Raw genomic sequence first — 13,022 nt, 5'->3', positions numbered from 1 at the left:
GGTCCTCCTGGTCGCCGGCGGGCCCGGCGTCCGGCGCGGGGACGGGCTCCGCGGTCGCGAGCTCGGACGGGGACGGCACGGGGACCGGCACCGGTGAGGCCGAGGGCGCGGAGCGCTCCAGGACCCCCACGACGGCGGGGGCGGCCGGCTGGTCGTCGGGGACCGGTCGCGGGCCCATCCCGAGGTAGGCCCGCGGGCCGGCGTCCGCCGCTCCCGAGAGCAGTGCCGTCGCGAGGACGACCGCGACGACCGTGCCGCGCCCGAACGCCCGGACCGGGGACGGGCAGCCGGGCGGCCGCCGGGCGCCGGGGACCGCCAGAGGGACCGCCGAGGGGGCGGCCGCCGCCGACTCCGCCCGGCGCCGGCAGACCTCCGCGTTGCGCGACGCCGCCCACTGCTCCGACGCGCCCAGCCCGGCCCACGCGGTGGCGGCCACGGCGAACAGGTCGGCCGCCCGCAGGGGGTCGCCGCCGACCGCCGCGACGTACGCCCGCACCTCCTGCGCCCGCAGCGTCTCGGGGTGCAGGGCGCCGCGCTCCAGGGCGACGTACCGGTGGAGCTCCTCGGCCAGGCGGGTCGCGAGGGCCGTGTTCCCGGCCTCCATCGCGCCCCGGATCAGGGCCACCCGGGGCGCGTAGGCGGCCGGCAGCCTCTCGGCGGCCGTCCTTGACGACGTGTCGGCCGTATCGGTCATGGGCCCCTCGCAGGTGGTTCTCCGAACGATGGATGACGTCACGTATACCGGTCGGAGCCACCCCGGGCCGATGCCCTGTCAGCCCATCGGGTGAATCGTCACCGACCGGTCCACGGAACTCCTCCGGCGTTCGGGCCGCTCCGGTAAGGCGCCGCCCGGCCCGGCCGCCGGTCCGCGCCCCCGTGGCGTCACCGCGCCGAAATCGCCTCTTCGAGTGATCCGGGTGACGGGCCGAGTGCCCCGGCTGACCGGCCGACCGATCCTGGTGACGGGCCGACGACGGGGCTACCCGGCGCCGGTCCCGCCGTCAGGCCTGCTCCCCCGCCCGCAGCTCGGTGGCGATCTGGCGCCGGCCGGCGACCAGCGTCTCCAGCACCACCCCGAGGCCGACCAGCAGGGCCAGGCCCGCGGTGGGCAGCAGCACCGGCAGCAGCACGGGGGTGATGACGTCCCCGACCTTGGCGCCGACCAGCGTCGAGATGTCGAAGGCGCCGCCCAGTAGGGCGACCGCCGCCAGCGCGACCAGGCCGCCGCCGACGGCCGCCGCCAGGGTCTGCGGCAGCGCCTCGGTCATGATCAGCGCCAGCCCGTCCCGGGGCCGCAGGCCCATGGTGCGCAGCCGGGCGAGCACGGCCGTGCGGTCAGGTGCGGCCCGGAAGAGCGTCAGCAGGACGGCGAGCAGGGCGAATCCGGCTCCGGCGGCGGCCGCGTACCAGAACAGCCGCTCGGCGGCGTGCTGCAGCGGGTCGGCGCCGAGCGCGGCGGCGGTCTCCCGGCTGCTGTGCACCGTGTACCCGGCGGGCAGGCCGTGGGTGTCCTTGCCGGTGGCCGTGGAGCCGTCCGCGATCAGCTTGGCCAGACCGACGGGCCTGGCTCCGCCGTTGTCCCGCAGGGCCGTCCTGACCTGGTCGGGGTCGATGTCGCCGACGGCGAACCACTGGTTCACCCGCTTGGCGTCCGGCAGTCGTTCCCAGGTGGGTCCGGCGGGGACGACGACGAACGGCTTGCCCGGGTCCGGCAGCGCGGGGGTGGCACCGACGGTGTCGGCGACGGTGAGGCGCAGGTCGTTGCCGTTGAGGGTGCGCACCCGGGACGGCCCTGCGGCCAGGTGCTGGGCCAGGTCGCGGCTGACCAGGGCGGGCACCGGGGTGTCCCGGCCGCCTGGCGTCCCGGCCAGCTTCGCCGGGTCGAACTCGCCGACCCCGAGGGCCCGGGCGATCTCGGCGTACGCCGTCGGATCGGTCACCACCACCAGGTTGGCCTCGGTGTAGTCCTGGTCGCCGCCGAAGACGCGGGCCTTGGTCTCCATCCAGACCCCGGTCGAGGTCCGGACGCCCGGCAGGGCGGCCGCGGCCTTGGTGAACGGCTCGGTCAGGGTGGCGTAGTCCGGGAGGGAGACGCCGATGTCCCCGCCCGTGGTGATGCGCGCGGCGCGGGTCCGCACGTCGGAGACGGTGTCGAGCACGGTGGCGCCGAAGCCGGTCGTGGTGACGGCGATCAGCAGGGCGAGCAGCGGCAGCACGGAGGGCCTGCGGCGGCCCGAGGCGTCGCGGGCGGCCCGGGAGAGGCCGAGGAAGCCGATCAGGCCGCGGCCCCGGCCGACGAGGGCGGCCAGCCGGCCGACCACCACCGGCTCGATCCTGGCCAGCAGCAGTCCGCCGGTGACGGCGAGGAGCAGCGGCGCGGCGACCAGCAGCGGGTCCACTCCGGCCCCGGGGTGGCCGACGCCCCGGCGCCGGACCTCCGCGACGGCCGCGGCGGTGACCGCCAGGACGGCGAGTTCGCCGACCAGTCGGCGTCGGCCGCTGACCGGCCGCCGGCGCACCCAGAGCAGGGCCGCGCGGACCGGGAAGCCCAGCAGGGCGATCAGGGTCGCGACCAGGGCCGCCAGCACCGCGCGGTCCCACCGGGGGGTGGGCAGCAGCACCAGGGCGAGCGTCGTGGCGAGCACGGCGGCGGGCAGGACGGTGACCGCCCCCTCGCCGATCAACCGCCGCAGCACCCCGGCGACGGATCCGCCGCGGGCCCGGAGCAGCCGGATCTCGGCGGCGCGCCGGTCGGTGGTGAGCGCGGCGGCCAGGAACAGCACCACGGTGGCGACGCCCGCGACGCCGACCGGTCCGATCACGCTGAGCGGCAGCGAGGCCCGGTAGCGCTCGTCCGCCCTGGTGAGGACGTCGCGCAGGCCGGAGACGGTGTGCAGGTCGGGGCGCCCGATCGCGTCGTGGAGAACGGTGGCGTCGTGCCCGGTCAGGAAGGAGGTGATGACGCCGCGGGTACGGTCGAGCTGGTCGGCGTGCAGCGAGGCGGGGTCGACGGGCAGCCGCCAGAAGTTCTCGGCGTTCGAACCCCAGTGGACCAACGCGGGCAGGCTGCCGCCGTCGACGAACCCGCTGGTCGTCCAGTGCTCGTGCTCGGCGTCGGTGTTCAGGCAGGCGCGGGCCGGGCAGCCGAGGTCGTCCCAGAAGGGGTCCTGGGGGTCGTTGACCTCGTAGAGGCCGACCACCACGGTGGTCCGCCGGACGCCCGCGCCCTCGTCGCCGTTGTCGATGACGTCACCGAGCTTGATGCGGATGGTCTCGGCGGCCTTCTTGCTGACCACGATCGGCAGCGGATCGCCGACGGCGCCGGGGGTCGGCCAGGTGCCCTCGGTGAGGGTGGCCCGGGCGCCCAGGTCGTGCAGGTAGAGCAGGCTGAGGGCCGGGTACGGCTCCTTGTCCGAGAGGTGGGCGTACCCCGGGTTGGTCATGTAGCGGTCGGCCAGGGCGCGGGCGCCGTAGGCCTGACCCGACGGGGACAGCGTCAGCCGCCCGTCGACCTGCTCGACGAGCTGGCGCTGCACCCGGTCGAGTTCGGCGATGCTGTCGTCCTCCCGCGTCTTGGAGGTGGTCCGCAGGCTGGTCGGGTTGACGCCCTTCTCGCTGACGAAGGACTGGAGCGCCGTGTCCGCGCCCCGGTCCATGACGAGGGGGAAGGCCGCCGCCAGGAAGACGGTGACGAACGCGAGGGCCGCCATGAGCAGCGCGGCCAGCGGGTTCGCCCGCAGCCTGGTACGGACCCAGCGCGCGGGGCGCCGGGCGGTGTCGGGGGTGGGCACGCGGGTGCCGGCCTGGGTGGTCACATCTCCTCCACGTGGCGCGGGCGGGCGGCCACGTCTCGACGGCGGCGTCCGATGAGGAAGGCCGACAGCAGCAGGGGCGGCCGCGATCGCGGTCGCGTGCGGCGCACTGATCACCGGCAATCGGTCGCCGGATAGCGGACGATGCTGTCAGATTCGATCGAGGAACGGAAGGGATTCGCACGAATCAACTAAGCACTGAGCGAATTCCTTGCATTGGCAGGATCCGGGCCGGCGGCAAGTCGTCGAAATGCCATGCGCACTTCACAACTCCGGCTTCACCGCACGCCCTTGACCAGGCAACTTCTCTTTCCGGAATTCTCTACTCGAAACGGTGAACCCGCCAAGCCGCCCCAACCGTTGCCCCGGACGGAACCGCACAGCCACGCCCGCCAGGGGCGCCGCCCCGACGGCCACCCGCCCGACGGCGGCCGTGACCGGTCCCCGGTGCAGCGCTCGCAGACGGGCCACGGGCCGGCGACGCCGACGGCCCACGCCCCGTGGCCGTCGGGGCGGGGCCCGGGAGATCGCCGCCGCAACCTGGCATATTCCGTCCGCCGGAACGGGCTTGAAAGCACCTTCGTGCACCAGCAAAGTGGTCGCCAGTGAACCGGCACCATCGATACGAGGAGGATGCATGACGCAGACGCCCGTACCGTGGGGCATCGGCAGGATGACGCCGTACGCGGCCACCACTGCCACGCTCCCGGCGCTCACGCCCGTGATCGACCCCGAGACGCAGATCGCGGTCGTCGTGGACGAGGACGGCCGCACGGTGGAACTGGGTTCCCACGGCACCAGCACCAGTGGACTCACCCCCACCAGCACCCGCCCCGGCGACGGGGCCGCGCCGGGCGGTGCGACCGACGCCGACAGCACCGAGTCCTACGACCAGGACCAGAGCGGCAGTTGACGCCGAGACACCGTCGGCCGGTGCTGGTGCTGACCAACCCCTACGACGTCACCGCGGACGTGGTCCTGCGCGTCCTCGCGCACCGCCGCTCCCCCGTGGTCCGTCTCGACCCCGGCACCGACCTGCACACGGGCGCCTCGCTGACCGCCTCGTTCCGTACGGACGGCCGGCGGGGCACCCTGCGCACCCCCAGCCGGGAGCTCGACCTCACCGAGGTGGGGGCCGTGTGGGTGCGCCGGGCCTCGCCCTACGAGGGGCCGGCCGACCTCGACGGCCCGGAACGCCGCTTCGCGGCCTCGCAGTCCGTGTGGGGCGCGGGCGGCATCCTCGCCTCCCTCCCCGGGGCGCACTACGTCAACCACCCGTGGGCGAACCGCGCCGCCGAACACAAACCCGCACAACTCGCCGCCGCGCAGCGCTCCGGATTCGCCGTCCCGGACACCCTCATCACCAACGACCCGCAGGAGGCACGGGACTTCGTGGCCCTCCAGCGGGCCGGAGCGGTCTACAAGCCCGTGTGGAACACCCCGTACTCCGTCGACGGCGAACCGCGGGCCGTGTGGGTGCGGGACGTCCGGGCGCAGGAGATCACGGACGCGGTCCGGGCCTGCCCGCACCTGTTCCAGGCCCGGGTCCCCAAGGCGTACGACGCCCGGGTGACCGCCGTCGGCGACCGGCTGTTCGGCGTGCGGATCGACAGCCCGGACCTCGACTGGCGCCACCGGCAGAACCTGATGACCTGCACGCCGATCGCCGTGCCCGAACCGGTCGCGCGGTCCGTGGCCGACTACCTCGGCCGCTTCCGGCTGGTGTTCGGCGCGTTCGACTTCGCCGTCACGCCGGACGGCAGCTGGTCGTTCCTCGAATGCAACCCCAACGGCCAGTGGGCCTGGCAACCGCCCGAGACCACCGACCGCATCGCACACGCACTCGCTGACGAGCTGCAGAGAGGCCCCGACGCATGAGCACGTCCGAAGAGTTGCGCGCCGCCCTGACGGCCGACCTCGCCGAGAACGGCGCGCTGTCCGACCCGGCATGGATCAAGGCGGCCGAAGCGGTCCCCCGCGAAGCCTTCGCCGGGGCGTACTTCCTCCCGGTCGAGGGCAGCGACCCGACCGCCTACCGGCCGGTCCGGCAGGGCGACCCCGGCTGGCTCGAGGGGATCTACACCGACCGGACGCTCATCACCCAACTCGACGGCCACACCGGCGCGGACGAGGCGGACGGACAACCGGTGGTCGGCGCCCCGTCCTCCTCCTCCACCCTGCCGTCCCTCGTCCTCGGGATGTGGCAGCAACTCGGCACGGACACCGGACACCGCGTCCTCGAGATCGGCACCGGCACCGGCTACTCGACCGCCCTCGGCGCACACCGGCTCGGGGACGGGAACCTCACCAGCATCGAGTACGACCCGCGGGTCGCCGAACGCGCCGCCACCGCACTCCGGGCCGCCGGCTACCGGCCCCGCCTCCTCGTCGGCGACGGACTGCGCGGAGACCCCGGCGGCGGCGCCTACGACCGGCTGATCGCCACCTGCTCGGTCCGCTACCTGCCGATGCCCTGGCTGCACCAGGTGAAGCCGGGCGGCCGCATCCTGGTCACCCTGTCCGGCTGGAGCTACGCCTCCGGCCTGGCCGAGCTCACCGTGACCGGCCCCGGCGAAGCCACCGGCCGGTTCCTGCCCGGCTACACCAGCTTCATGATCGCCCGCCCGCACGACCGCCCGCCCCGCTCGACCCTCGCCATGCTGCCCGGCGACGAACGGCCCAGCCTGATCGACCCGGCCGTCGTCGACACCTGGACCGGCAGCTGGGTCGCCCAGCTCGCCGCCCCCTCCGCCGAACGCATGGGCAACGGCGCGACCCAGATCCTCTCCGACGTCGCCACCGGCTCCCAGGCCCGCACCGCACCCCGCCCCGACGGTGGATGGACCGTCACCCAACGGGGCCCGCTGCGGCTGTGGGACCGCGTCGAAGAGGCCGTACGGCTGTGGCAGCGGGCCGGCGAGCCGCACCAGGAAGGCTTCGGGATCACCGTCTCGGCGGCCGGACAACGGGTGTGGATCGGTACGGAGGACGGCCCGGGCTGGAACCTGCCGATCTGAACCGGGGGCGGGTCCGTACCACCGGTCGAGGGCAGTGCCCTACCAGAGTCCGGCGGCCAGCCAGACGGTCACGGCCGCGGTGGTGACGAGCCCGAGGTTGAGCGCGATCCGGCGGTCGCCGCCGGTCAGGTGGACGGCGACCGCACCGGCCTGGAGCAGCACGAGGCCGACGGCCGCCGCCAATGCCAGCGGGGGCGCGACGCCCGTCAGCGGCGGCAGGACCAGGCCGATCGCGCCGAGCACTTCGACCGTCCCCAGCGCCCTGAGGGCGGGCAACGGTACGCGGTCCACCCAGGCCATCATCGGCCGGAGCTGATCGGGGCTGCGGGTCGCCTTCAGCGTGCCCGCGTAGGCGTAGAAGAGAGCGAGCGGGCCCGCGAGGATCCAGTAGGCGGTGTTCATGGTTTCCGTTCGGTGTTCCTGTTCACGTGTCACCGGTCTACGGGGACCGGTCGACTGCTTCAGGCGAGGTCGGTGGCGGGCTCGGTCGCGTAGCGGCTCATCGCGTCGGCATTGGCCTGCGGCGTCAGCGGCCGCCCGTCGGCGAGCACCTGCTGGAGGTCCCGGAAGTACTGCACGTACAGGTCGGGCGTGAACGTGCTGAGCATGGTGGCGGGTTGGTCGGTCGGGTTGGCGAAGGTGTGCGGGGTACCGGGCGGGACCATCACGAGCGTCCCCGCGGTGGCGTCGTGGTCCTCGTCCCCGACGGTGAACCGCACGGTGCCGGAGAGGATGTAGAAGCCCTCGTCGTGCCGGGCGTGGCGGTGCTGCGGCGGTCCCTGGGTGTGCGGGGCGAGGACGGACTCGGCGATCGCGAGGCGGTGCCCGGTGTGGCTGCCGTCCTCCAGGACGCGCATGCGCGTGGTGCCCAGGACGATCGTCTCGCCGCCGCCGAGGCCCACCACCGAGAGGGCGGGGCCGACCTGCGGTCCGTTGCTCCGTGTCTCTTCGGTCCTGGTTCCTTCAGCCATGGCTTCTTCGGGCGTGGCTTCTTCGGTCCTGGCTTCTTCGGGCGTGGTCTCTTCGCTCATGTCCACCAGTGCACCGCCGGGGCCTCACGGGTGTCCAAGACCCGTCCTGCGGTATCGATACCCGGTGGGTATCGTTGCAGCGTGGAGCTTCGGACCTTGCGGTATTTCGTGGCGGTCGCCGAGGAACTCCACTTCGGCCGGGCCGCCACCCGACTGCACATGACCCAGCCGCCGCTCAGCCGGGCGATCAAGCAGCTGGAGGCCGAGGTGGGGGCCCTGCTGTTCGACCGCTCGCCCGCCGGCGTCTCGCTCACCCCGGTGGGCACGATGCTGCTCGACGAGGCGCGGGCCCTGCTCGACCACGCCGACCGCGTCCGTGCCCGGGTGAGCTCGGCAGCCGGCGCCGCGACCATCACCGTCGGCATCCTCGGCAACCTCACCGACCCCGGCGTGACCAGGCTGGCGGCCGCCTACCGCCGACGCCACCCCGGCATCGACATCCGCGTCCGCGACACCGATCTGACCGACCCCACCTGCGGGCTGCGCGCCGCACTCGTCGACGTCGCCCTCACCCGGGCACCGTTCGACGAGACCGCCCTGACGGTGCGCACACTGCGCAGCGACCCGGTCGGCGTGGTCCTGCGCGCCGACGATCCGCTGGCCGGCCGCGGCCGACTCCGGCTCGCCGAACTGGACGACCGCCGCTGGTTCCAGTTCCCCCAGGGCACCGACCCCGTCTGGCAGTCGTACTGGAACGGCGGCAGGCCGCGCGAGGGCGCCGTGGTGCGCACCGTCCAGGAGTGCCAGCAGGCCGTCCTGTGGAACGGCAGCGTCGGCCTGGCCCCGCTCGGACACGACCTGCCCGCGGAGCTGGCCGTGGTACCGCTGACCGACATGGCGCCGAGCCGCGTGGTGGCGGCGTGGAACGAGGGCGACACCAACCCGTTGATCCGGTCCTTCGTCGAGCTCGCGACGGCCGCGTACCGCCGCTGAGCACCGGCAACCGGTACGACCGGTGCCACCGCCCTCGCTCGGGCGCGGGCGAACGCCTTCGCCCGCAACACCTTGAACGGCTGCCGGGGTACGGCATGCGCAGTACGCCCGCTGCCCGGTTGTCCGCCGTACGGCCGGGAATCGCGGGCTCCTGTCATCCGCGGAGGTGATGCGTTGCTACGCCGCGGAGATGACGGTGTCTCAGTCTTCACGGCGAGGTCGGATCGGAGTTCGCGACCTACCGTTTCTCACATGACCAGACTCCGTCGCACCGCCGTGGCCGCCGTGCTCGCCCTCGTCCTGCCGGTGCCGATCGCCGGGGCGAGTTCGGCGCTCGCGGCCACCGCCACCGCTCCCGCCGCTTCCTCGGCGGAGGTGTCCGCCGCAGAGCTCGACCTGCCCCGGCCGACGGGGTCGCAGGCCGTCGGCCGCAGCACGCTGCACCTCGTCGACCGGGACCGCCCGGACCCGTGGGTGCCGGCCGCGGGGGCGCGGCAGTTGATGGTGTCGATGTACTACCCAGCCCGGCCCGGGACGGGCGGTCCGGCGACCCCGTACCTGACCGCCGAGGAGGCCCGGCTGCTGCTGGACTTCCAGGTGCCGGGCGGCACCATACCGCCCGAGGCGGCCACCGGCCTCCACCCGTGGGCCCGCACCGACGCGCGCCCGGCGCCGGGCAGGTACCCGCTCGTCGTCCTCTCCCCCGGGTTCACGCTCCCCCGCGGCACCCTCACCGGCCTCGCCGAGGACCTGGCCAGCCGCGGGTACGTCGTCGCCGCCGTCGACCACACCTACGAGACCTCCGGCACCACCTTCCCGGACGGGCGCACCCTGACCTGCGCCGTCTGCCAGGACCTGAACGACGACAAGATCGCGGCCGTCCCCCCGAGCCGGGCCAAGGACATCTCCTTCGTCCTCGACCAGCTGACCGGCCCCCGCCCCGCCTGGCCGCACGCCCGCATGATCGACCGGGACCGGATCGGCATGGCCGGGCACTCCATCGGCGGCAACTCCGCGGCCAGCACGATGGCCGCCGACCAGCGGATCCGCGCCGGCGTCAACATGGACGGCAAGTTCTTCGACCCGTTCCCCACCGGCGGCCTGGACGGACGGCCCTTCCTGCTTCTCGGCACCCAGTCCGTCCACAACCCCTCGGGCTGGGACACCACCTGGAACGAGGCCTGGGCCCGCACGGACGGCTGGAAGCGCTGGCTGTCCGTGACCGGCTCCGACCACGGCAGCTTCACCGACGCACCACTCATCGGCGCCCGCGCGGGCCTGCCCGACCCCGAGGCCACGCTCGCCCCACTGCGCGCCGAGAAGATCACCCGGTCCTACGTGGGCGCCTTCTTCGACCTGCAACTGAAGGGCATCCCCCAGCGGCTGCTCGACCGCCCGTCGACGGCGTACCCGGAGGTCCTCTTCCAGCAGCCCCTCCACTGAGCCCGACGGCCCCTCCGCCGAGGCGAAATCCCTTTGCCCGGCCGCCTCGCGTGGTTCGACACTGAGCCCATGCTCGGATTCGTCAGGACCGACAACGAAGCCCTCGTCTCGTGCCTGGGCGACCCGCAACGTGCCGTAGCGGCCTACCGGGAGCTGCTGCGGCGCGCGGAGGACGCGCTCGGTGCCATCCGCGCCGGCCTGTCCCACGAGAGCGCAGCCGTACGGGAAGGCTGCTGCCGGCTTCTGGACCACCTGGTCGATACCGAGTCCATGGGCGAGCTCATCACCATGGCCGACGATCCCGACGCCCGGGTCAGGATCGCCGCGTTCCACGCCCTGGCGTGCGACCGGTGCAAGGGGGACACGTGCGCACCGGGCGCGGACCGGGTCCTCGAGCCAGCGCTGCGGCACCTGGCCTCCGACCCCGACCCGCGGGCCAGGGCGATGGCCGCCGAGCTCGTCGGCAAGTTCGCCCACACCGATGCCCGAGCCGTCGCCGCCTTGCGCACGTCCTCCGCGCAGGACCCGAGCCCGGCCGTCCGGAAGAAGGCAGGATGGTTCATCCCCGGAGGGGCCGTCTACGAACGGACCGCCCCTCACCCGCCCAGGTGACGGGACCGCCCATACGTCCCCGAAGGGGGCCCGGTCCCTGTCACGCCGGTGGGATCGGGCCGAGGTAGGTGCCGCCGGAGGCGTCGATGGCCTGGCCGGTCACCCAGCGGCCCTGCGGGCCGGCGAGGAAGCCCACGACGTCCGCGACGTCCTCCGGCAGGCCGATCCGGCCCAGGGCGGTGATGGACTCCAGTCCGGCCATCGCCTCCGGGGCGCTCGTCCACGCGGAGGTCATGTCGGTGAGGATCACGCCGGGGTTGACGGTGTTCACGGTGATCCCGCGCCGGCCGAGCTCGTTGGCGAGGGGCGCGGCGAGGGCCACCAGTGCCGTCTTGCTGACGCTGTAGCCGATCTGGAGGGGCGAGCCGATCCGGGCAGCGGCCGAGGCCACGTTCACGATCCGCCCGCCGTCCCGGAGCAGCGGCAGGGCCCGCTGGATCACGAAGACCGGCGTGCGGACGTTGATCGCCATCACCCGGTCGAACTCCTCCTCGGTGATCTGCCCGATCGAACCGGCCAGGTGGACGCCCGCGTTGTTCACCAGGACGTCCAGGCCGTCCTCGCCGTGCTCCGCCAGCCCGGTCGTGAGGCCCTCGAACAGTTCGTCCAGCGCGCCGCTGGTACCGAACCGGGCCCGCACCGCGAACGCCCGGCCACCGGACTTGGCGATCAGCTCCACGGTCTCCGCAGCGGCCTCCTCGTTGCCGCCGTAGTGCACCGCGACCAGCGCCCCGTCGGCGGCGAGCCGCAGCGCGACCGCCCGCCCGATCCCGCGCGACCCGCCCGTCACCAGTGCCGTCCTGCCGTCCGGTTCGCCCATGGCCGCCGCTCCTTCGTACCGCCCCGGCCGAGTCCGGGGCCGGTTCCGGATCGTCACGGCCCGATGCCGGACAACCCCTCATACATTCCCGGCGCCGGAGCGCTGATGCCACCCGGCGGGCGGCGGCACGACGATGGCCCCGGCACGGGCGGTACCGTGCCGGGGCCGTCGAGGCCGTCGTGGCCGTCGTGGCGGAGGGGTCAGATCCGGACCCGGTTGGCCGGAGCCACACCGGCGGCGATCCGGCCGGCTTCGATCCAGCCCGGGGCGTCGCCGCCGTGGTTGAGCCAGACCCTCATCGCGCCGTCGTCCGCCAGGACGAGGTAGTCGTCCCTGCCGTCGCCGTCGAAGTCGGCGAACCGCACGTTGTCGCGGGGGGCGACGCCCGCGGCGATCTGCCCGAGTTCCCGCCAACCACCGTGCCCGTCACCGCCGTTGTTGATCCACGCCTTGACCGAGCCGTCGTCCTCCACGACCAGGTAGTCGGCGCGTCGGTCGCCGTTGACATCGGCGAAGCGCACCTTCCCACTCGGGGCGACGCCGGCAGCGACCCGGCCGATGGCCTCCCAGCCTCCGTACCCGTCACCACCCTTGTTCAGCCAGACGCTCACCGAGCCGTCGTCCTCCAGGACGAGGTAGTCGGCCTTCCCGTCACCGTCGAAGTCGGCGAGTCGTACCTTCGCGGCCGGGGCGACACCTGCGGCCACCGTGCCGCCGCTGCGGAAGCCTCCCTTCCCGGTACCCGCCCAGCACATGACCCGGCCGTCCGGCATCACCTCCAGGTGGTCGGCCTTGCCGTCGCCGTCGAAGTCCGTGAAGTACGAGGTGGAGTCCGGGAGTTCATCGGGGCCTCGGTCGCAGGAGGACTCCTTCGGGACCGGCTCCTCCCAGCCGCCGCGCCCGTCACCGCCCCGGTTGAACAGCATGCACTGGTCGAAAACCCCACCGCCCTTGCTGGCGAGGTAGTCGACCTTCTTGTCCCCGTCGATGTCGCCCAGCCACACGTACTTGCTCGGCAGACCGACACCGGTGGCGACCTGGCCGAGTTCGGTCCAGCCGCGCTCGCCGGTGTCGCCTCCGTTGTTGAGCCACGCGTCCAGCGAACCGTTGTCGCCGACCACGACGTAGTCGGCCCGCTTGTCGCCGTCGACGTCCGCGAAGCGGACCTTGCCGCCCGGCGCGACGCCCGCGGCGACCTTTCCGAGAGCGCTCCAGCCGCCTCCGCCGGGCATGTCGGTGCCCTTGTTCAGCCAGACGTTCACCGAGCCGTCGTCGCCGACCACCAGGTAGTCGGCCTTGCCGTCGCCGTCGAAGTCGGCGAAGCGGACCTTGTCCCCGGTGGCCACTCCGGCCG

General features: G+C 73.8%; 11 protein-coding genes and 1 pseudogene. 6 read left to right on the top strand and 6 right to left on the bottom strand.

Annotated elements, in window-relative coordinates; all coding sequences use genetic code 11:
* Together ACFU7Z_RS24295 and ACFU7Z_RS24290 are read right to left on the bottom strand one after the other, a co-directional pair.
* Positions 1–694: pseudogene (locus tag ACFU7Z_RS24295) on the bottom strand (hypothetical protein); the annotation flags it as partial.
* A 307-nt stretch (positions 695–1,001) separates the two neighbouring features.
* Positions 1,002–3,815, bottom strand: a complete 2,814-nt coding sequence (locus tag ACFU7Z_RS24290; protein ID WP_380779588.1) for a hypothetical protein — start codon at positions 3,813–3,815, stop codon at positions 1,002–1,004.
* 634 nt (positions 3,816–4,449) lie between these two features.
* On the opposite strand from ACFU7Z_RS24290, the gene tgmA reads away from it, so the two are divergent.
* The 3 genes from tgmA to tgmC are packed head-to-tail and all read left to right on the top strand — an operon-like array spanning position 4,450 to position 6,829.
* Positions 4,450–4,725 carry a putative ATP-grasp-modified RiPP gene (tgmA, locus tag ACFU7Z_RS24285; RefSeq protein ID WP_049649147.1) on the top strand — a complete coding sequence of 92 codons (276 nt, stop codon included), beginning with the start codon at positions 4,450–4,452 and terminating at the stop codon, positions 4,723–4,725.
* A gap of 20 nt (positions 4,726–4,745) precedes the next feature.
* Entirely contained in the window at positions 4,746–5,690 is a 945-nt protein-coding gene (tgmB, locus tag ACFU7Z_RS24280; protein WP_380779586.1) for an ATP-grasp ribosomal peptide maturase, read from the top strand.
* A complete protein-coding gene (gene tgmC / locus ACFU7Z_RS24275) occupies positions 5,687–6,829 on the top strand; it encodes an ATP-grasp peptide maturase system methyltransferase (protein WP_380779584.1) in 1,143 nt (380 codons plus the stop codon). Before tgmB ends, tgmC begins: the two co-directional genes overlap by 4 nt.
* A 39-nt stretch (positions 6,830–6,868) precedes the next feature.
* Here tgmC and ACFU7Z_RS24270 read toward each other — a convergent pair whose 3' ends face one another.
* Both ACFU7Z_RS24270 and ACFU7Z_RS24265 read right to left on the bottom strand, forming a co-directional pair.
* Positions 6,869–7,231 (bottom strand): DoxX family protein, encoded by a 363-nt coding sequence (locus ACFU7Z_RS24270; RefSeq protein ID WP_380779582.1) that lies wholly within the window; start codon positions 7,229–7,231, stop codon positions 6,869–6,871.
* A gap of 59 nt (positions 7,232–7,290) precedes the next feature.
* Entirely contained in the window at positions 7,291–7,800 is a 510-nt protein-coding gene (locus ACFU7Z_RS24265) for a cupin domain-containing protein (RefSeq protein ID WP_380779580.1), read from the bottom strand.
* A gap of 141 nt (positions 7,801–7,941) precedes the next feature.
* Here ACFU7Z_RS24265 and ACFU7Z_RS24260 point away from each other — a divergent pair, with 141 nt between their 5' ends.
* The 3 genes from ACFU7Z_RS24260 to ACFU7Z_RS24250 all read left to right on the top strand — a co-directional run bounded on the left by ACFU7Z_RS24260 (position 7,942) and on the right by ACFU7Z_RS24250 (position 10,848).
* Entirely contained in the window at positions 7,942–8,793 is an 852-nt protein-coding gene (locus tag ACFU7Z_RS24260; RefSeq protein WP_380779578.1) for a LysR family transcriptional regulator, read from the top strand.
* A 252-nt stretch (positions 8,794–9,045) separates the two neighbouring features.
* A complete protein-coding gene (locus ACFU7Z_RS24255; RefSeq protein WP_074003261.1) occupies positions 9,046–10,236 on the top strand; it encodes an alpha/beta hydrolase in 1,191 nt (396 codons plus the stop codon).
* Positions 10,237–10,305: 69 nt separating this feature from the next.
* Positions 10,306–10,848 (top strand): HEAT repeat domain-containing protein, encoded by a 543-nt coding sequence (locus ACFU7Z_RS24250; protein ID WP_074003329.1) that lies wholly within the window; start codon positions 10,306–10,308, stop codon positions 10,846–10,848.
* 40 nt (positions 10,849–10,888) lie between these two features.
* On the opposite strand, the gene ACFU7Z_RS24245 is transcribed toward ACFU7Z_RS24250, so the two are convergent.
* Positions 10,889–11,668: an SDR family NAD(P)-dependent oxidoreductase gene (locus ACFU7Z_RS24245; RefSeq protein WP_074003262.1), complete on the bottom strand. Its 780-nt coding sequence runs from the start codon at positions 11,666–11,668 to the stop codon at positions 10,889–10,891.
* 200 nt (positions 11,669–11,868) lie between these two features.
* The coding region (locus ACFU7Z_RS24240) for an FG-GAP repeat domain-containing protein (RefSeq protein ID WP_380779575.1) at positions 11,869–13,022 on the bottom strand (1,154 nt) is incomplete at its 5' end.

It is taken from the genome of Kitasatospora sp. NPDC057518 (assembly GCF_042802075.1).
Taxonomy (GTDB): Bacteria; Actinomycetota; Actinomycetes; order Streptomycetales; family Streptomycetaceae; genus Kitasatospora.
This window is presented reverse-complemented; position numbering and strand designations above follow the sequence as displayed.